This window comes from Phaeobacter sp. CC-HEC084 (assembly GCF_059429255.1).
On record NZ_JCAIJQ010000002.1, the window covers coordinates 841,202 to 860,357 of the forward strand.

General features: G+C 62.3%; 19 protein-coding genes, 1 tRNA gene and 1 pseudogene. 15 read left to right on the forward strand and 6 right to left on the reverse strand.

Annotated elements, in window-relative coordinates:
• Positions 1–39: 39 nt before the first annotated feature.
• Positions 40–1,080 (reverse strand): NADPH-dependent curcumin/dihydrocurcumin reductase, encoded by a 1,041-nt coding sequence (curA, locus tag AC5SSZ_RS04450; RefSeq protein WP_065270678.1) that lies wholly within the window; start codon positions 1,078–1,080, stop codon positions 40–42.
• 244 nt (positions 1,081–1,324) lie between these two features.
• On the opposite strand from curA, the gene AC5SSZ_RS04455 reads away from it, so the two are divergent.
• On the forward strand, positions 1,325–2,110 hold the full coding sequence (locus AC5SSZ_RS04455; RefSeq protein WP_065270677.1) for an inositol monophosphatase family protein: 786 nt from the start codon (positions 1,325–1,327) through the stop codon (positions 2,108–2,110).
• Between the two features lie 121 nt (positions 2,111–2,231).
• On the opposite strand, the gene AC5SSZ_RS04460 is transcribed toward AC5SSZ_RS04455, so the two are convergent.
• Both AC5SSZ_RS04460 and putA read right to left on the reverse strand, forming a co-directional pair.
• Complete coding sequence (locus tag AC5SSZ_RS04460) at positions 2,232–3,014, reverse strand: rhomboid family intramembrane serine protease (protein ID WP_495437189.1); 783 nt, start codon at positions 3,012–3,014, stop codon at positions 2,232–2,234.
• 72 nt (positions 3,015–3,086) lie between these two features.
• On the reverse strand, positions 3,087–6,527 hold the full coding sequence (gene putA, locus AC5SSZ_RS04465) for a bifunctional proline dehydrogenase/L-glutamate gamma-semialdehyde dehydrogenase PutA (RefSeq protein WP_495437191.1): 3,441 nt from the start codon (positions 6,525–6,527) through the stop codon (positions 3,087–3,089).
• 128 nt (positions 6,528–6,655) lie between these two features.
• Here putA and AC5SSZ_RS04470 point away from each other — a divergent pair, with 128 nt between their 5' ends.
• The 3 genes from AC5SSZ_RS04470 to AC5SSZ_RS04480 all read left to right on the forward strand — a co-directional run bounded on the left by AC5SSZ_RS04470 (position 6,656) and on the right by AC5SSZ_RS04480 (position 7,975).
• The gene (locus AC5SSZ_RS04470; RefSeq protein WP_065270674.1) at positions 6,656–7,126 is read left to right on the forward strand and encodes an Lrp/AsnC family transcriptional regulator; all 471 of its coding nucleotides are present in this window, start codon (positions 6,656–6,658) and stop codon (positions 7,124–7,126) included.
• A 123-nt stretch (positions 7,127–7,249) separates the two neighbouring features.
• The gene (locus AC5SSZ_RS04475; protein WP_495437194.1) at positions 7,250–7,825 is read left to right on the forward strand and encodes a histidine phosphatase family protein; all 576 of its coding nucleotides are present in this window, start codon (positions 7,250–7,252) and stop codon (positions 7,823–7,825) included.
• A gap of 74 nt (positions 7,826–7,899) precedes the next feature.
• Positions 7,900–7,975 (forward strand) — tRNA-Val (locus tag AC5SSZ_RS04480).
• A gap of 74 nt (positions 7,976–8,049) precedes the next feature.
• Here AC5SSZ_RS04480 and AC5SSZ_RS04485 read toward each other — a convergent pair.
• From AC5SSZ_RS04485 to AC5SSZ_RS04495, 3 genes are all read right to left on the reverse strand, one after another.
• Positions 8,050–9,141: a tyrosine-type recombinase/integrase gene (locus AC5SSZ_RS04485; protein ID WP_495437196.1), complete on the reverse strand. Its 1,092-nt coding sequence runs from the start codon at positions 9,139–9,141 to the stop codon at positions 8,050–8,052.
• A 1,031-nt stretch (positions 9,142–10,172) separates the two neighbouring features.
• Complete coding sequence (locus AC5SSZ_RS04490) at positions 10,173–10,454, reverse strand: hypothetical protein (protein WP_495437199.1); 282 nt, start codon at positions 10,452–10,454, stop codon at positions 10,173–10,175.
• Positions 10,455–10,684: 230 nt separating this feature from the next.
• Positions 10,685–10,987 (reverse strand): XRE family transcriptional regulator, encoded by a 303-nt coding sequence (locus AC5SSZ_RS04495; protein ID WP_347510134.1) that lies wholly within the window; start codon positions 10,985–10,987, stop codon positions 10,685–10,687.
• A gap of 193 nt (positions 10,988–11,180) precedes the next feature.
• Here AC5SSZ_RS04495 and AC5SSZ_RS04500 point away from each other — a divergent pair, with 193 nt between their 5' ends.
• The 11 genes and pseudogenes from AC5SSZ_RS04500 to AC5SSZ_RS04550 all read left to right on the forward strand — a co-directional run.
• Positions 11,181–11,303 carry a hypothetical protein gene (locus tag AC5SSZ_RS04500; RefSeq protein WP_347510135.1) on the forward strand — a complete coding sequence of 41 codons (123 nt, stop codon included), beginning with the start codon at positions 11,181–11,183 and terminating at the stop codon, positions 11,301–11,303.
• On the forward strand, positions 11,300–11,626 hold the full coding sequence (locus AC5SSZ_RS04505; RefSeq protein WP_495437202.1) for a hypothetical protein: 327 nt from the start codon (positions 11,300–11,302) through the stop codon (positions 11,624–11,626). The genes AC5SSZ_RS04500 and AC5SSZ_RS04505 overlap by 4 nt, the downstream gene beginning before the upstream one ends.
• A complete protein-coding gene (locus AC5SSZ_RS04510; RefSeq protein WP_495437204.1) occupies positions 11,623–11,871 on the forward strand; it encodes a hypothetical protein in 249 nt (82 codons plus the stop codon). The genes AC5SSZ_RS04505 and AC5SSZ_RS04510 overlap by 4 nt, the downstream gene beginning before the upstream one ends.
• The gene (locus tag AC5SSZ_RS04515; protein WP_274840212.1) at positions 11,868–12,500 is read left to right on the forward strand and encodes a hypothetical protein; all 633 of its coding nucleotides are present in this window, start codon (positions 11,868–11,870) and stop codon (positions 12,498–12,500) included. The genes AC5SSZ_RS04510 and AC5SSZ_RS04515 overlap by 4 nt, the downstream gene beginning before the upstream one ends.
• A 275-nt stretch (positions 12,501–12,775) precedes the next feature.
• Positions 12,776–13,360 carry a hypothetical protein gene (locus AC5SSZ_RS04520; RefSeq protein WP_495437207.1) on the forward strand — a complete coding sequence of 195 codons (585 nt, stop codon included), beginning with the start codon at positions 12,776–12,778 and terminating at the stop codon, positions 13,358–13,360.
• Positions 13,357–14,052, forward strand: a complete 696-nt coding sequence (locus AC5SSZ_RS04525; protein ID WP_495437209.1) for a hypothetical protein — start codon at positions 13,357–13,359, stop codon at positions 14,050–14,052. Before AC5SSZ_RS04520 ends, AC5SSZ_RS04525 begins: the two co-directional genes overlap by 4 nt.
• Before the next feature lie 478 nt (positions 14,053–14,530).
• Positions 14,531–14,941: a DUF8602 domain-containing protein gene (locus AC5SSZ_RS04530; RefSeq protein WP_495437211.1), complete on the forward strand. Its 411-nt coding sequence runs from the start codon at positions 14,531–14,533 to the stop codon at positions 14,939–14,941.
• Positions 14,942–14,997: 56 nt separating this feature from the next.
• Complete coding sequence (locus AC5SSZ_RS04535; protein WP_495437213.1) at positions 14,998–15,447, forward strand: hypothetical protein; 450 nt, start codon at positions 14,998–15,000, stop codon at positions 15,445–15,447.
• A gap of 3 nt (positions 15,448–15,450) precedes the next feature.
• Entirely contained in the window at positions 15,451–17,235 is a 1,785-nt protein-coding gene (locus AC5SSZ_RS04540; protein ID WP_495437215.1) for a terminase large subunit, read from the forward strand.
• Between the two features lie 3 nt (positions 17,236–17,238).
• Entirely contained in the window at positions 17,239–18,462 is a 1,224-nt protein-coding gene (locus AC5SSZ_RS04545; RefSeq protein WP_495437217.1) for a phage portal protein, read from the forward strand.
• Positions 18,462–18,944, forward strand: a pseudogene (locus tag AC5SSZ_RS04550) (HK97 family phage prohead protease); the annotation flags it as partial. The gene AC5SSZ_RS04545 and the pseudogene AC5SSZ_RS04550, both read left to right, overlap by 1 nt.
• Positions 18,945–19,156: the final 212 nt, after the last annotated feature.

Consider the following 19,156-nt stretch of genomic DNA (forward strand, 5'->3'; position numbering starts at 1 on the left):
GATCTCGGCGGGGGCGGTTTCTTGGACGTAAACAGGCGGTCAGATCAGTTTGACGATCTGCTTGCCAGTATTGCCGCCCTTCAGCAGCGAGCGGAACGCCTCGGGGGCGTTTTCCAGACCTGTGGCGATGTCCTCAAGGAAGCGGATTTCACCCGAGGCAACCTTGGGCGCGACTTCTTTCAGGAACTCCGGGTAGCGGTCGAAATGATTCGAGATGATGAAGCCGTTCACCGACAGGAATTTCACCAGGATATTGCGCCAGATGTTCGGTCCGGTCAGCGCCACATCCGATGCGCCTGCGCCCAGACCGCCGGCGTTGTACCAGGCGATCATGCCGCAGATCGGGATACGCCCATGCGGGTTCATCAGCGGCAGCACCGCCTCCAGCACCTTGCCGCCGACGTTCTCGAAATAGATGTCGATGCCCTTGGGGCAGGCCTCGGCCAGATCCTTGCGCAGGGATTTCGCATCGGCATAGGCACGGTGATCCAGGCAGGCGTCAAAGCCGAAGGTCTCGGTCGCCAGTTTGCATTTGTCGGCGCCGCCCGCGATGCCGACAACGCGCAGGCCTGCCAGTTTGGCCAGTTGTCCGACCATTGAACCAACGGGACCGGTTGCGGCGGCCACCACCAGGGTTTCGCCCGCTTCAGGTCGGCCATAGGCGGTCAAGCCATGCCATCCAGTAAAACCGGGCATGCCCAGCACGCCAAGCGCTGCAGTGATCGGACCCTGTGCCGGATCCAGCTTGCGCAGTTCTTTGGCTGGCAGGCAGCCGTGGCTGGCCCAACCCAGCATGCCAAAGGCGAAATCGCCCGGTTTGAAATGCGGGCTGTTCGACGCGATGACCTCACCCACGGCGCCGGCCTCCATGGTGCCGCCGATAGGCACCGGCGCGGCATAGGACTTGGCATCGTCCATGCGGCCACGCATATAGGGATCCAGCGACATATAGTGCGATTTAACAAGCACTTCGCCCTCGCCGGGCTGCGGCAGGTCAACGGTTTCAAGGCGGAAATTGTCATCCGTGGGCTCGCCGTCCGGGCGGCTGGCCAGCACGATACGCTGCATCTGTTCGGTCATTTGGATCTCCCTATCCATTGTGTCACTGTCCGTCTCACCTGTGTCTCACTGGGGCGATGCGGCTTATCTGAACTGTGTAGTTCAGTTTTGCGGAATGCAACCATCCTCGAAAATAACCCGACGGCAAAGAAGGCAAAGACGCTGTCCCGGAATTGCAGGGTATTGGCTCTTGGCAAGAAGGGGCAGGGCGCGTATAGGCACGGTTTGACCGGCATCTCCCCGACCGACACAGGAGTCTGCAGATATGATTGGCAGCGCGAACCTTAATGTGATGATCAAGGCCGCCCGCAAGGCAGGCCGCTCCCTCGTGAAAGACTTTCGCGAGGTTGAGAACCTTCAGGTCTCGATGAAAGGCGCGGGTGACTTTGTGTCCCGGGCGGATATTGCCGCGGAAAAGATCCTCAAGGATGAGCTGATGGGCGCGCGCCCGACCTACGGCTGGCTGGCCGAAGAGGGCGGAGAGACCCCCGGCGAGGATCCTACCCGCCGCTGGATCGTGGATCCGCTGGATGGCACCACCAACTTCCTGCACGGCCTGCCGCATTGGGCGATTTCGATTGCGCTGGAGCATAAGGGCAAGATCGTGGCCGGAGTGATCTATGATGCCGCCAAGGACGAGATGTTCTTTGCCGAAAAGGGCGCCGGTGCCTGGATGAACGACACCCGCATCCGGGTGTCGGGCCGTCACCGGATGATCGAATCCATTTTTGCAACCGGTTTGCCGTTTGGTGGCCGCTCGGATCTGCCTGCGACCCTGCAGGATCTGGCGCGGCTGATGCCCGCCTGCGCCGGTGTGCGCCGCTGGGGCGCTGCGGCGTTGGACATGGCCTATGTGGCGGCTGGCCGCTACGAAGGGTTCTGGGAACGTCGCCTGAACGCCTGGGACATGGCGGCTGGCATCATCATCGTCAAAGAGGCCGGCGGGTTGATCGAGGCGCTGGACCCCGAGGAGAGCATTCTCGAATCCGGCGAAGTCGTTTGCGCGAACGAACCGATGTTCGAAGCCTTTGCGAAAGTGATCCGGGGCTGATCCCAAGACAGGGGTGCCGGGGTTATCCCCAGGACGTCCACAAGAATTCCACATGAAGAAGCGCGTGCAATCCCAGCGGTTGCGCGCGCTTCTTCATTTATCCACCTGGGCGGGATTTGGTTTATTTGCCCCAGGGACCCGGCCTTGAATGCGGTTGGCGGCTCTTGCGGGGCAGGCGGGGAACGCGGCTGGGGCTATAGGTGTAATGGGTATCAGGATGGTCGGGGCGACCATGGGTACGGTTCCAGAACACAGGGCCGCCGCGTTTCATCCACAGGGGCAGGCAGAGCGCCATGCCAACGACGAAACCGCCCGTATGCGCCCAATAGGCGACCCCGCCGGTGTTGGGATCAGCGCCAAGCCCGCCGATGAATTGCAGCGCCAGCCAGACCCCCAGCATGATGAAGGCAGGGATCGAAAAGACCCGGAAATAGATGATGAGCACCAGAAGGATATCCACCCGCGCCTTCGGGAACATGAGAAGGTAGCCGCCCATGACCCCGGCAATCGCACCAGATGCCCCGACCGTGGGCACGTTGGACATTGGGCCTGCCATCACGTGGATCAGTCCGGCACCAAGCCCTGCCAATAGGTAGAAACCCAGAAACGGCAGGTGGCCCATCTCGTCTTCGAGGTTGTCGCCGAAAATCCAAAGGAACAGCATATTCCCGGCCAGATGCATGAAACCCGCGTGCAGGAACATCGAGGTGAACAAGCTACTGAGATGGCGACCGTAGGAGAGTTCAGCCGGAACGATGCCGTAGGTATAGTAGAAGCCTGCCATCAGCCGGGGGCTGGTGTAGGTGGTCACGGCATATAGAAACACCGCGATATTCACTGCCATCAGCAGGTAGACGACATAGGGCGTGCGCCCGGATGGATTGTGATCACGCAGCGGAAACATGCGGGAACGCTGGGCCGGTTTCGGCCCAGCGTCAAGCAGTTATCGGGCGGAGCTGTTGCCGGATCTTGAGCGTCAGGCGTTGCCGCCCAGCAGCGCGGCGTTGCCGCCGGCGGCCGTCGTATCGACGCAGACGTGGCGCTCGGCCAGGACCCGGGCACGGTCGGGCTGTCCGGGGATCAGCGGCACGATGGGGCCGTCCCGTTTGGCCAGGGTCTCTTCGATCTGGCGACCGGTGTCCTCATCGCCCCACCACAGGACGCCAGCGATATCCTGAAGGCTCTCAAGCTGCTGCATGTCCAGCATGCCGTTCGCCTGAATGGCGGTGCCGCCAAGCTGCATGACCGCCTTGGCCTGTGCGGCGGCAGCTTTGGCTCCCGGACCCATGCACAGAAGCGGCGGGCGGGCGGTGACGGTCAGCCGGTTGGATTCGCCGGTCGGCCCGGGCAGAGAGGTGGTGACGGGCGCCGTAGCCGTCCCGAGTGCGCCGGGCAGCTGGCCTGCAGCGCCTGACCAGGTCTCTGCGCTGTTTTGACGATCCGGCGCGCAGAAGCGCGACAGGTAGAAGGGGCCACCCGCCTTGGGGCCGGTGCCGGACAGGCCTTCGCCGCCAAAGGGCTGGCTGCCGACGATGGCGCCGATCTGGTTGCGGTTGACGTAGATATTGCCCGCGTGGATCCGGTCGCAGACATGCTGCACCCTGTCATCGATCCGGGTGTGCAGGCCAAAGGTCAGCCCATAGCCGGTGCCGTTGATCTCGGCGATCACCCGGTCCAGATCCCGCGATTTGAAACGCGCCACATGCAGCACCGGACCAAAGATTTCCTGCTCCAGCGCGGCGATGCCGGGCACTTCGATCAGAGTGGGCGCCACAAAGGTGCCGCCCTGCGGTGTCTGCATCTCTTTCAGCACCCGGCCTTCGGCGCGCGCGGCGTCGATATGGGCCAGAATGCCCGCGCGCGCGGTTGCGTCGATGACCGGGCCGCTGTCGGTGGACAGATGCCAGGGGTCGCCAAGGGTCAGCGTGTCCATCGCGCCTTTCAGCATCTTCAGGAAATCATCCGCGATGTCTTCCTGCACATAGAGGCAGCGCAGGGCACTGCAGCGCTGGCCTGCGGATTGAAAGGCGCTTTCGAGGATCGATTGCACGGCCTGTTCCGGCAGCGCAGTGGAATCCACGATCATCGCGTTCAGCCCGCCGGTTTCCGCAATCAGCGGCGCGCCGGGTTTCAGGTTTGCCGCCATGGCGCGGCGGATACGCAGGGCTGTTGCGGTTGAGCCGGTAAAGGCCACGCCGCCAACGCTCGGGTCCGAGGTCAGGGCCGCACCAACGCGCGAGCCGGGACCGGGCACCAGTTGCAGGGCGGAACGCGGCACGCCTGCCTCATGCAGCAGCTGCACGGCGCGATGGGCGATCAGCGGCGTCTGCTCGGCCGGTTTGGCCAGAACGGCGTTGCCAGCAGCCAGCGCTGCTGAAACCTGCCCCGAGAAGATCGCGAGCGGGAAATTCCAGGGCGAAATGCAGGTGAAGATCCCGGCTGGCGCAGCATCCGGAATGCGGGCGGCGTAGTAGCGCAGGAAGTCCACCGCTTCGCGCAGCTCGGCGACGGCATCGGGGATCGACTTACCCGCCTCCCGCGCCAGCAGCGCAAAGAGTTCGCCATAGTTTGCCTCGTACAGATCCGCCGCCTTGTTGAGCGCTGCCGCCCGTTCTGCGGCAGGGGCGTCCCAGGGCTGGGCGGAGGACAGCGCCGTTTCGATATCCGCCGCGCTCGAAGGGGTGAGCTGTCCCACTGGCGTCAGATCCGAGGGGTTGGTCACATCCTCGGCGGCATCCGGTGTGGCTGTGCTTGCCAGCAGGGGACCTGCCTGCCATTGGTGATCGCGCCAAGGCGCGCGGGCGGCTTCGATGGCAGCCAGTGTCGGCGCGTGGCCCAGATCGAACCCCATGGAGTTGCTGCGCTCGGGCGCAAACATCTCGGGGCCAGTGGGGATGCTGCGGCTGACATCGGTAACCGCATCGAAGGGATCGGCGGCCACCACCTCGGGCGGGACGTTCTCATCCACGATCTGGTTCACAAAAGAGCTGTTGGCACCGTTTTCCAGCAGACGCCGCACCAGATAGGCCAGCAGATCACGGTGCGCCCCAACGGGCGCGTAGATCCGGCAGTTGGTGCCGTTCTGCTCCTTGACCATCTGGTGCAGGGTTTCGCCCATGCCGTGCAGGCGCTGGAATTCGTAGACACTGCTGTCGCTGGCCATATGCAGGATGGCGCTGACCGTATGGGCGTTGTGGGTGGCAAATTGCGGATAGATGCGGTCGGTCATGCCCAGAAGTTTGCGCGCATTGGCGATATAGGACACATCGGTCAGCGATTTGTTCGTGTAGACCGGGAAGCCGTCGATGCCTTCGACCTGTGCGCGCTTGATCTCGGTGTCCCAATAGGCGCCTTTGACCAGCCGCACCATGAAGCGGCGGTCGTACTTCTCGGCCATCTCATAGAGCGCATCAATCGCCAGACCGGTGCGCGGGCCATAGGCCTGTACCACAACCCCAAAGCCGTCCCAGCCTGCCAGTGCCGGATCAGAGACCACCGCCTCGATCACCTCAAGCGACAGCGACAGCCGGTCGGCCTCTTCGGCATCGACGTTGAGGCCCATCCCGGCGGCCTTGGCCAGCAGCGCCAGCGCCTTCAGTCGTGGCACCAGCTGTTCAATCACCCGGGCCTCCTGCGCCAGTTCATAGCGCGGGTGCAGCGCCGAGAGTTTCACGGAAATGCCGGGGTTCTTGCGGATGTCATCGCTGTTGCAGGCGACGGCGATGGCGGAAATCGCCTTTGAATAGGACAGGTGATAGCGGGAGGCGTCCGCTTCGGTACGCGCGGCCTCGCCCAGCATGTCGTAGGAATAGGTGTAGCCCTTGGCCTCCATTCCGGCGGCGCGCTTCATCGCGCTTTCGATGCTTTCGCCCAGAACGAACTGGCGGCCCATTTCCTTCATCGCTCGGCCCACGGCGGTGCGGATCACCGGCTCACCCAGACGTTTGACGGCGCCGCGCAATGCGCGCACTGGGCTTGGCTTGGCCTCATCCAGAACCTTGCCGGTCAGCATTAGGGCCCAGGTCGAGGCATTGACCAGCGAGGAGGAGGAGTGACCGAGGTGCTTGCCCCAGTCAGACGGCGCGATCTTGTCTTCGATCAGGGCATCGATGGTGTCGGCATCCGGCACCCGCAGTAGCGCCTCGGCCAGACACATGAGGGCGATCCCTTCGTCGGTCGACAGACCGTACTCCGCCAGGAACACCTCCATCAGCCCCGGGGCCGAATGGCCACGGATATCCCGCACCAGGGCGGCCGCATTGGCGCAGATCGCCGCACGTTCGGCAGCGGGCAGGGCGGCGGTGGCAACCAGCTGGTCGCGCATGGCGTCCTGGTCGACGTAGGTGCCTGCATCAATGCGATAACGCAGTTGATCCTGCTGTGTGTCGGGGCTCTGGGGGGCGGGGGCGTGTGTCATGCAGAAGGCTCCACTATGTTCCGCAAAAAAGTCTGATGCCCAGAATACAGCAAATATTGCGGGACATTCGCCTGATTGTGGGGGATACTCAGGTCAATTGCCGCAAATTTGCGCTGTAGGAGGGGCAATTGAACTATAGTGATCTTGATAGATATGACCGCGCGATTCTGCATGTGCTGGGCGAGGATGGCCGGATTTCGGTTGCGGATCTGGCCCGCCGCATCGGCCTGTCCAAATCGCCAACCCAGACCCGGCTGAAACGGCTGGAGGCCGAAGGCATCATCACCGGTTACCGGGCCTTGCTAGATCCGATCCGGCTGGGGCTTGATCACGTCGCCTTTGTCGAGGTCAAGCTGGAAGACACCCGCGAGGCGGCGCTGGCGAAATTCAACGCTGCCGTGGCGCGGATCCCGGAGATTGAGCAGGTGCATTTGATGGCCTCCCATTTCGACTACCTTTTGAAGGTGCGCACCCATTCGATGTCGGCTTATCGCGCGGTGCTGGGAGAGAAGATTTCCTCGCTGCCGCATGTGGCCTCGACCTCGACCTATGTGGCGATGCAGGCGGTCAAGGAAGACGGCGCCCTCGCTCAGCTTTAGGTGGTGTGCAGGGGGTGCTGTTGCGCGCGTTGGGATGGACAGACCCCGGAAATTCCCCCATCTTGCCTCCAACAGCGGGCAGGCCGGGGCGCCTCGCTCGGTAAGAAAATGAGGCAGCATTACATGAGCGAGTATCCCAAAATCTGGCTATTGCGTCACGGGCAAACCGAATGGAACGCCGAACGCCGCGTTCAGGGGCAGTTGGAGTCCCGTCTCAGCCCGCTGGGGCTGGAACATGCGCAGCGTCAGGCCGAATTGATGCAGCCCATCCTGAGTGCGGAAAACCCGCCGTGCTATGTCTCGCCTCTGGGCCGCGCGCAGCAGACCGCAGAGATCGCGCTGGCAGGTCGCGCGTTCACCACGGACGCCCGTCTGGCCGAAGTTCACGCCGGTGATTTTCAGGGCCATCGGCTGGTGGATCTGGAGCAGGACTACCCGGATATCTTTGCGCGGAACACCACGCCGCTGGATATGTTCTGCGCGGCGCCCGGCGGTGAGGGGTACGAGCGCTTCCAAGCGCGGACACTGGATTTCCTGCAAACGCTCAGTGCGCCTTCGATCGTGGTGGCGCATGGGCTGCTGGGGCAGGTGATGCGCGGAATTATCTGCGGATTGGACAGATCGGAGCAGGCAAAATTGTCGAATGGACAAGGATGTGTCTATGTTCTGGAGCAGGGCCGTGAAACGGTTTTACGCTGAGCGAATTTTTGTGACAAAAAAACGCGAGGAAGCTCTTGCGCTGCCACGGGGATTTCTCTAAATCCCGCTGCATCGGGTGATTAGCTCAGTTGGTAGAGCGCTTCGTTTACACCGAAGATGTCGGGAGTTCGAGTCTCTCATCACCCACCATACCCTCCCTAATGATCAATTAAATCAATGCGTGAGTGTCCCAAATTTGGGGGCAGTTTGGCGGCGTGGGACACCTACCAGTCCATACTGGCCAGTTTTGCGACCGCATCAGCGGCCAGTCGGCGGCGTTCTACGTCTTTTGTGTAGATCTCTGACGTGGCCGCTTGGGAGTGCCCATGCACCGCCATGATTTGATGTTGCGTGGCGCCTTCCAGCGCCAATAGGTGGCCAGCCGCCTTTCGAATGCCGTGTGGGCTTCGGTCATGCAGACCGGCTTCTTTGCACCAGACCTTGAACCGGTTTCGGAAGCTGTCACTCGAGGAAAACGGGGTGCCGTGTGAGCTTAGCAGATAGCACCCATCCACATGAGACACGTTCTGCGCAGCGATAGCTTTGGCCAGTGGGGGCATTACCGGGATTTCAACATAGGTGGATCCCTTCTTTCGCGGCTGCCAGCCAAGCCAGCGGATACCGTTGCTGGTGGATTCGTTATTTCGCCCGATCCAGATTGCATCGGAGACGCGGCAGGCGGTGAACATAAAGACGGTCAGAGCTAGGTGAGCCATCGTCCCGAAGGGATGGCGCTCGCGGTATTTTTTCAGATCATCGACTGTCCAGGGGGTGGCGCCGCCTGCTGATCGGTACGTGGTGCTGATCGCCTTGGCTGGGTTGGGGCGAACATATCCGCGCTCATCGGCGAACTTATACATCGCGCGCAAGGCGCCGATGGTGTTCTTTCGGGCGCCGGGTTTCTCGATCAGGGTGTCAAGGAACTCGACAATCACCTCCTGCGGGACGCCAGCGTCGTACTCGCGCAAGAGCGCTCCATCGACTTCGTGGTCCAGGAAGCGCCCGATTACATGCTGGCGCTGTTTAATCGTTGCTGCCTTGATTTCTCCGGCGGTTTCCATGGCTTCCATGTGCTCCAGGAAAACCAGCCACAGCCATTCTGTTGACTTCTGTACTGCCATGTCCGCCGGGCGCGCTGGAGGCTCGTACAGCACTCCGGCGCGGGCAGCGTGGTAGGCTTCCATGAAGTGTGGGCTGTCCAATCCGACCTTGAGGGTGATCCGACGCCTTTTATCTCCAGCTACACGCACTCGCAGGCGGGAATTGCCAGATGGCATCGGTTCGCGGATCAGCCCTGGCAGTTCTATCTTGACCATTGTCGGGGGCCTTTTTCGGTTTTCTTCGTCTGCTTTGGTACCGGCAGGGCTTCCACATCTACCATGACTAGGGTGCCGTCCGGACGAACGGCAACGGTCTTGCCGCATTCCTCGGCTACACCTGCAAAGCGGCGGAGGTCAGCTTTGGTGAACAGGGCTGGCCGATTTCCCATGTTTTTGTGTCCTTCTGTCGGTTGCCAAGCTCGCGCTTTCAGTTCTTGCCATTGGCGCGGCGCATACGGCGGATGCATCGGTTCATGATTTTTTGTCGTTCATTGATGAGCTGGTTCAGGGCATCCTGTTTGCGCAGGATCCGCAGGTGGAGTTTTGCCAGTCGCCTGACTTCCAGATCATTGGCGAAATGCAGCCACAACGCCCGTAGGCCAAAGGGCTGTGTTTCCGAGGCTGGCCTTGTGCTTTTCGACTGTACAGCGGCAGGTGGTGTACAGCTTTCTGTTTCTGTCGTTCTGTTCAAAGCGCAGCCTGCCCATTGTAGGGGCAGTCCGGGCGGTCATCTGTTGCGCGGCGGGACGGGTCGGCCCGAAAACCTTGCCGGGCCGCGCGTAGCCATCCGCGGATAGCATCGGTCCGGCTGGCGCCATGTGCCGTCATGCCGTGCAAAGAGGCCCACCAGTGGCCTGCATCGTAATCCCAGCGGCAGTCCGCGTGTGGCGGGGTCAGGGTGCCGCCTGCCTTCCTGAACAGGGCGGCGCGTCTGAAGAGGGGCGTATTCGCCAGCTGCTGCATGTCTGAATAGATTTGTTGTTGGTGTGGAGATGCGGTGTTTCGCATTTGGGCCTCGTCTTTGATGCGCGGGCGACTTGATTTGGAGGATTGCGCCGCCCGCGCTGATCCGCGCCTTCGGGGACCGGGCGCGGAAACTCTGTTGATCAGCGGTGCAGGCAATCCTCCAGCCCGCGCCGCCTATTTGGTTGTGTCAGTGGGAGGGCGCGGGTGGGCCGCGCTGAGTTGCCTGTGTCGTTCGATGTTTGCCGTGAGTGACAGCAGGAGGAGCGACAGACCGGGCCGGGTCAGGCCACATGGCGGCGGCGGATCGGCAGGCTTTTGGCCTCGATCACAGCGCGGGCTTTCTGGCCCGCGCGGGCCAGGATCTGCTCTGTCGGTTCCGGCGCGGGTCCGGGGCGGTCCACAAGATGCTGGGGGTGCAGGCGAGCGGGATCAAATCCCTGGCCGCGCCCGGCTTTCATGGCCGCCCATGCCGCGGCGAACAGGTCAGGGTCGTCAATGTAGTCTGCCGGGGATCCTGCGATCCGGCGGGCGTCCCGCAGTACGGTGTTCTTAAAATCTTGCATTCAATCCTCCATCGGTTGATATGTTCAGATAGTCCGAAAAAAATGAACCAGTCAAGCATATGGTTCAAAAAAATCGGACAAAAATCTTGTTCGCGTTCCGGTTGGGTTCGCGCTAATGAGAACAAAAGAGGAACATTTGAGGGGGAATCAGGGCAAGATGATATTGTGGGCAGCGGTCAGGCTGCGAAAGTTAGGTGTTGATCTGAACTGGGTGTTGGACCCGATCGGAGCTATTCGCTTTGCAATGCAGCGAACAACCTATCCTGAACATCCTGCGGCAGTTGAGCAAAGTCGCCATGAAGGATGAAGTTAAAGTCAATGCGGTGCTGGCGGTAGTAATACCGCATAGTCTTAATGCTCGGAGCGCCGCGGCTTTCTTGTGAATGGAATGTCGTTTTTTTGAGGCCAAGTTCTTTGGCGACTTCGAGTTGCTGCATTCCGATAGACTTGCGGGCCGCCAGGAGGCGGCTTCTGATGGCCTCAGGGCTCACATCGCCGGTTTGTGCCAGTTGTTCTTTTTGTTCGATGTCCATGTTCTTTGATTACCTGAAATCCGAATAAAGTGAACTTTCTGGTTGTCGGATCTTGATGGTTCGCAAAATTCGGACTATCGCTTGTGGCATGACCACACGTGACCTTATCCGATCCTTGGGTGGCTATCGCGCTGTTGCGCTCCGCCTGAATAAGCGACCAACCACCGTGCATACGCACATGCAGGAGGGGGTAATGCCTTCTGCTTGGTATGATGCGTTGTGCCAGATGGCGCGGGAGCAGGAGGTGGCCGAACCGCCACGCTCGCTGTTCTCGTTCCTGAAGGTGGTTCCAACAAAGACCGAGGCCGCCGCATGAGCCGCCCGCGTCTAACCCTGATTGTGAGCAATGATGTGCCATGCGAGCAGCCTGGCACGTCTGTTGATACAGCGTCTTGGTCAAATCGGTTTGACCCCTATGCGCTGAAAACCACTGCGGCGGACCTGTGGTCTGCCTATTTCCGCGAACGCTTCAACAGCCCGCGCGAGGTGGCACTGTTTTGTGATGTGAGCTTCCAGACTGCGCTGAACTGGTGGGGCGCGGTTACTGCGCCCACCAGCCATATCGCGCTGTTGGTGATGCTGACGGACCCCGGCGCGCCGGGCTTTTTCCAGGAAGAAATGAGGAGGGCCGCAGCATGAATGTGCGGATTGAACGGATCGCCTATCAGATCTGGTGGCTGACGCGCGAGGCCGGTGGCGATTGCACGCTGGCTGATCTCGCGTCCTTTACGGGCGCCAGCGTGGAGACCTGCCGCAACATCTGCATGCACCGAGGCTGGGGGCACCGCTATCGCCGTAGGGCTGTCGCGGGTCGCTGGCGCCCGGCAGAGATGCGGCCGTATCAGTCGGGCCGGGCGCAGGATCTGACGGAGGTCTTTGCATGAGCACCGCGCCGAACTTCCTGCGCCCGGTCGATGCCGGGGACCTACCGGATTACCCGATATCGTCGCAGGACCGGCTGGACAGTCACTTCTTCATTCAGTGGAACCTTAAACGCTGGCGGCGCAGCGAATTCCGTCAGCTGGCGGAGCCGGAGGTCGGCTGGATCGGGTTCAACCTGTTCTGCGTCTCCCATGAGGAAACCCCGGTTGGCACATTGCCCACGGATGAGCGGCTGCTGGCGAATGCGGCGGAGATCTCGGTCGATCGCTGGCGGCAGCTGTGCAATCGCGAGATCACGCCTTTGCACAATTGGTCGTTGGTGCGCTGTGACAATGGAGAGGTCCGCTATGCCCACAAGGTGGTGACGGAAGTTGCCATCGAGGCGCTGAAATCCCGCCGGGCCAATCTGGCGGACAAGGAACAGCGCCGGGTGAACAAGCGGCTGAAGGATCTGCGCGACATGATCGAGGTGCGGATCGGGGCAGGGCAGCTGCTGCGGGCACCGGACTTCCTGGAGCGGTTCCACGGCTGGCTGGAAGAGACCTATCCGGATGTGCAGCGCCGCGAGGCCTTCATCCGCAAGGCGCTGGATGAATTCCAGCTGCAGGGACAGGTGCCGGGGCGGGGCTGAGCGGTTCTGTAACGACCTGTGACTTTCCGTGACGGTTACGGAACATCACGGAACAATCACTGAAAATCACGGAACTGACCCGAAAAATCACGGACGTTCCCGGGATCGATACGGTTCTCTCCTTTTTTTGCGCGGTTTCCGTCACCGCTGAAAGGAGAAGAAACGAAAAGAAATGAAACGAGACTGACGGAACGCGCACCGCAGCGGGCAGGGCCAGAGGGGCCACCGCGTGGCTGCGGCGATGTCGGAACAGGCTTAGAAAGGAGACAGAGGCGATGGATGCGAAAGAGCAGGCAGCGGGAGAAAAGCGGGTGCAGGACATCCTGATTGCGCCGCTGGAGGCTTTGGGGCTGGCGAGACCGTCAACGGCGACCCTTGCCAAGTTTGAAGTGATGAAGAAGGAGCTGCGCCAGAAGCTTGCCTATATGAGCGAAGACGGGCTGACGGATCTCAGGGAGTGGATCGAGGCGCACCCCGAAGGCAAGAACAAGGACCGGTTTCCTATTGCGCTCAAGATCCTGGTCAAGGCGCGGGAGAAGGAGGCACCTGACACCGGGCCATCGCCGCTGATGCTGAATGTGTTCCGCGATGAGCTGGGCCTCAGGGCGATCCGGCAGGGCTGGGCGCCGGAGCTCTTGGAGTTCATCACCGCCGGGAGGGAATGGCCGGGCCGGTGGAGCCAGACAAAGATCCGGGAAAGTGCGGATAATCCGGTGCGGCGTCTGGAGGATATCGAGATGCGCCTGGCGCGGGGCGATGCCATCAGCGCGGCCGAAGATCGGTTCCGGCTGCAGCGCCGGGCTGCGCTGCAAAGGTGCCAGGACATTGCGGATCAGGCCCGCCGAAAGGGGGCAGCATGAACATGGCGGTTCTTGAGCGTCCGGTTCTGGGTAATGCCCGGGGTGCGGCGCTGACCGGGGTCCGGGCCCCGCGCAGTGGCAGGCTGGCGGTCGGGGTTCTGGACCTGATCGAATGGGCGTTCCAGCGGGAAAAGGTCGGGCTCGACTTTGATGAGATCGAGCGGGAAACCGGGGCGCGACCGGGGATCGGGATGGAATACCTGATGATGCAGCAGGCGCAGCTGGGATGCCGGGTGCAGGGCGGCGGGACATCGCCGCGCCACCATGATGCGGATATGGTTGCGGCGTCATTGGCCTGCCTGCCCGAGATCTATGGCGGGCGACGAATGGCGGTGCAGATTGCGGAGCTGGCCCGGGTTGGTGAGCGCCCGGACTGCCTGATGGATGCAGAGCAGCGCTGTGCACCGTTGGACTGGCGGGGCACGAAACACGGGCGGTTTGCAGCTGTAGAGATTTGCCGTGTGCCCGGGCTGCGCTGGCCTGCGGATCAGCTGGGCAAGCGGGCGGATGGGTCCTGGTGTCCTGTTGGCTACAGCGTGACGGGACGGGAGATTGCAGCGGCCCGGCGCCGGTATCTCAGCTGGTACGGGGCGCTCCTGCACCTGCGGCACATCTTCCAGGCGGCCTGCCATCTGACGTCCTTTGTCGTGACGGAGGCGATGCCGCCAAGAACGCCATGGCAAAGGGGTTGACGCGGATCTCAATCTGTTGACATAAAGCACCTGTCTGAATTGCGCCCGAAGCAGAGATCCTGCTCCGGGCGTTTTTGCGTTTGGGAACTGTGCTTTTGTCTAACCTAAAGGATAGTTTCTCTCTCTTTTTGATGAGCATTTGTCCTTTGGCGGCGGAGCTTTCATTGGGAAAGTCTGATAGACGGTCTGCAGATCAAGAGGAACGAACCATGAGCGATACCGCACCTGCAGAAACAATCATCCGGACTGTGTGTTCGTCGTCTGGGCGCGGCTGGGGGACCCGAAGCACGAGCCAGAGCGACGCATACGCCAGCGGCGGGTTCAGACCGTTGCAAATCATGAAGAGCAGTCAACGCGATGTCTGTGTTAACAGCAGCCTGCCGGACTTTGCCGCAAGCTGACTGACGGGAAACCTGACCAGATTGATCCAGCGCCCACGGGAAACCGTCGGGCGCTTTTGCGTTTGGGGAGAGCACTTATGCCGAAGAAACCCTGTGCGCAGGGCGGGTGCTCCCGTCTGGTTGAGGTTGGGACGATCTACTGCAAGGCCCATGAGCGGGCTGAGAAGCAGAACCGGGACCGACCTTCGGAGGCGCGGCGGCGGTCAGAGCGGCCGAGCCGGAAATGGTATGCAAGCAAGGGCTGGCGGGGCAAAGGCGGGCGGCGGCTGACACAGCTGGACGCGGAACCTTTGTGCCGGATGTGCCCTGATCATTCAAAGCAGCTGGCGACAGTGGCGGACCATGTGGTGCCGCACCGGGATGATTATGGGCTGTTCTGGTTCGGGGCGCTGCAGTCGCTCTGCAAGTCCTGTCATGACAGCAAGAAACAGCGGGCCGAACGGCGCGCTGATCAGGTGGGGGGCCTTGGAAAGTCTGGGGCCTTTTGATGTGAAACCGGCGGGGGTAATCGGATTTTTCCGCGCACAAATTTAGAGGGGGGGGTATGCAGAACAGTGGAACGGACATTGAGAAACTGGTGCGCCTTCTGGGCGGCTGGCCACCTCATTTTGATGATGTGGAAAAGGCGCATGGCGAAAGCCTGCTGCGGTACCTGAAGCGGGACGGGCTGGTGGATGAGCCGGTGTTTGGCCAGGTGGTGCGCTATGCGGTGCACCGGGCGGCGTTTGACCGGCTGTCTGTGCTGATCGTGGATGAGGGGTTTGAGGCCATGGAGGGCAACTTCCTGTCTGGCCTGAGCCAGCAGCGCGCCTTTCATGAAAACCGCCTGGCGGCGCTGGAAAAGGAACTGCTGGGTACGCCTTACGTGCGGGCCAAGAATGGCCAGGCAACCCAGACCTCCTTCATGGATCTGCTGGGAGATCCTGCGCCGCCCAAGGGCGGTGGCAAGGTGACGCCCTTCAAGCCGCTGACGCGCAAGGCGGGGCGCGGGTAGGCAATGAAAGACAATCTGGTGGAGATGCCGGTCACGCAAAGGGCGTTTGACTGGGTGGATGGGGTTTTGTCTGGCGCCATCCCCAGCGGCAAGCGGATCATTCAGGCCTGCCAGCGGTTCCGAACCGATGTGAGCCGGGCGGGCACGGATGCCTTTCCTTACGTGTTCGATGCGGAAGCCTCCGAGCACATGTGCGCCTTCATGGAAACGCTGCCTCATATCGAGGGGGCCTGGGCGGCGCGCGGCGAGACGATCGAGCTGCTGGGCTGGCAGGCGTTCCTGATCAGCCAGATCGGCGGCTGGCGCCACATGGTGAGCGGCCTGCGCCGGTTCCGGACGGCCTATGTGGAGGTGCCGAGAAAGAACGGGAAATCGACGCTGCTGGCCGGGGTCGGGCTCTACTTCCTCGGCGCGGATGGGGAGCCGGGGGCGAAGGTCTATTCGGCAGCGGCCTCGACCCACCAGGCGCGGATCGTGTTTGACGCGGCGCGGGTGATGGCGCTGACGGGGGAGTTCGAGGGCACCGGCCTTGATGAGCTCCTCGGGCTCACGATCGAGGAGCACAAGATCAAGACACCGGATCCGGCGGCGGTGTTCCAGCCGATCGCGAGCCAGACCAAATCGAAGGACGGCAAGAACCCGCATTGCGCCATCGTCGATGAGCTTCACGAGCATGAAAAGCGCGATGTCTGGGATTCGATGGCCTCGGCGCTGGGGGCGCGGGAGCACCCGCTGCTGAGCGCAATCACTACGGCGGGCTATAACACGGCCGGGATCTGCTACGAGCAGCGCAAATACGTGCAGAGCCTGCTGGACGGCGCGCGGGCGAATGAACGCTACCTGGGGCTGATCTTTGAAGCCGATGAGGGCGATGAGCCGGGCGATCCCGCGACCTGGGAGAAGGCGAACCCGAGCCTCTATTCAGCCAAGTCGCTGGAATACATGCAGGACGAATGGGAGAAGGCCACGGCCAGCCCGGCGGCGATGGGGGAGTTCCTGCGCAAGCACCTGGACATCTGGACCAGTGTCGGGGCCGCGGCGCTGGATATGGATGCCTGGCGCGCCAGCGAGGATCCCGGGCTGCGGCTTGCGGATTTTGCCGGATGCAAGGCCTATCTCGGCGTGGATCTTGCGACGCGGCGCGATCCGGCCAGCGTGACGCTGGTGATCCCCGATGAGAGCGATCCGGCCAAGGGGCCGCTCAAGGTCTTCAGCTGGCACTTCCTGCCGGAGAAGCTGGTCGAGGCGCCGGGCAATGAGCACCTCTGGGGCTGGGCAAAGGATGGCTTCATCCGCACGACGCCGGGAGCCGAGCTGGATCTGCGCATCGTGGAGGCGCTGGTTCTGCAGCTGGCGGGTCTCGGGGATGACAGCTGGGGCTGGGGGCACCTGCCTGCGCTTGATATCGAAATGGTGATTTATGATGCGCTCTTTGCAGCGCAGATGGCGGCGGCCTGGGAGGCTGCGGGCATGACGGCGGTGGAGCTGCGCTCGCGCGCTTCGAACCTCAATGAACCCTTCAACAAGCTGATCGCGGCTGTGGATGATCACCGGCTGATCAATGACGGCAATCCGGTTCTGACCTGGATGGCCGGCAACACGCTGCTGAAGCAGGTGCAGGGGGGCGACTACATCTATCCGGCCAAGCTGGTGCCGGAGGACAAGATCGACGGGATTGTTGCTCTGATCAACGCGCTCTGGCCGCTGAGCCAGGTGCCGGAAGACACGGGCAATGATGACCGGCGGAACAGTTTTTTCCAGGCACTTGGCATGCCGCAGGGAGCGTAACAAATGGGTCTGATCAGCAAGGCGCTGTCCTCTGTCGGGTTGCAGCTGAAATCCGAAAGCAGCGTGAACTGGGTCGACGGCCGCGCGCAAGGCGGGGGCGGTGAAGGCCATGTGGGCAATGCGGGTGAGGTGGTGAGCGCGCGTTCCAGCCTGAGCCTCTCGGCGGTCTGGGGCTGCGCCAACCTGATCAGCGGCACGCTGTCGTCCTTGCCCTTCGAGGTGCAGCGCAGCGATGGCGATGGCTTCACGGAAACGGATCCGGGCCATCCGCTGCATGCGGTGATCCATGAAAGCCCGAACTTTGACCAGACGGCGCTGGACTTCTGGGACTTCATGAACCTGTCGATCGAGCTCTGGGGCAATGCCTATGCTTCGGTGCAGCGCCGGGACGGAAAGATCGTGGCGCTTTACCCGGTGCATCCGGAGGCAATGTCGGTGCGGCGGCTTGGGAGCGGGCGGATTGAATACCGCTGGAGCGATGGCGGCAAATCCTTCGTGCGGCTGGACCGGGATGTGTTCCATATCCGCGGGCCGGGCGGCAATGCGCTCGGGGGCATGTCGACGCTGCGCTTCGGGGTGCAGGCGTTCTCTTCGGCACTGGCGGCGGACCGGGCGGCGGCGGGCATGTTCCGCAACGGGCTGCGTCCATCAGCACTGATCAAGTTCAAGGAATGGCTGAGCGCACCGGAGCGGGAGGCGGCGGAGAAGATCGTCGAAAAGTATCTTGGGGCTGTGAACTCGGGCAAGCCGTTCATTGCCGAGGGGGGCATGGAATACGACCATCTGAGCATATCGCCCGAAGATGCGCAGATGCTGGAGACGCGGCAGTTCTCGGTCGAGGAGATCTGCCGCTACTTCCAGGTGCCGCCCGCGCTCATTGGGCATGCGGGGGCCTCGACGGCCTGGCCGACCAGCGTGGATCAGCAGGTTCTGATGTTCACCAAGTTCTACCTGCGCCGCCGGGTGAAACGGATCGAGCAGGCGGTGAGAAAACAGCTGCTGACCCCGGCGGACCGGGCAGCGGGTGTGAGCGTTCGGATCAACATGGACGGGCTGATGCGCGGGGACAGCGCCAGCCGGGCGGCGTTTTACCAGATCATGGTTCAGATCGGCGCGATGACGATCAACGAGGTGCGCAAGCTGGAGGGGCGGCGGCCTGTGGCGGGCGGCGATGAGGTGCGCATGCAGATGCAGAACATTCCGATCACGGAGACAGGAGAGGGCTGATGGTGGTGGAGACGAAGGATATGGCGGTCGATCTGACGGCCGCCGCGGACAGTGGCGCGATTGAAGGCTATGCCAGCCTCTTCGGGATCGAGGACCAGGGCGGCGATATCGTGGCGCCGGGCGCCTATGCCGCGAGCCTTGCCAAGCTGACGCAGGACGGGCGCCGGGTGAAGATGCTCTGGCAGCATGATCCGGCGCAGCCGATCGGGGTCTGGGATGAGGCGCGCGAGGATGAGCGCGGGCTCTGGGTAAAGGGGCGGATTCTTACGGAGGTGGCCAAGGGCCGCGAGGCGCAGGCGCTGATCAAGGCGGGCTCGATTGACGGTCTGTCGATCGGCTACCGGACGGTGAAGGCGCAAAAGCAAAGCGGCGGGCAGCGGCTTCTGCAGGAGCTGGAGCTCTGGGAGGTCTCGCTTGTGACCTTCCCGATGCTGCCTGAGGCGCGGGTGGCAGCCAAGTCTGATGTGCCCGCGCAGGTATTGGACAAGCTCCGTGCCGGGGACCGGCTGACGGAGCGGGAGTTTGAACGGATGGCCAAGGGAATTGGCCTTTCAAACTCGCAGGCGGAGCGTGCCGCGCGCATCCACCTGAAGGGGCAGGGGGAGCCTGCCACAGCGGAGAGCGAGGCGGTGTCGTTTTACGCCGCGATGCTGGGTTCCTGACCCGCACACAACCCTAACATTTATAGGAGGTT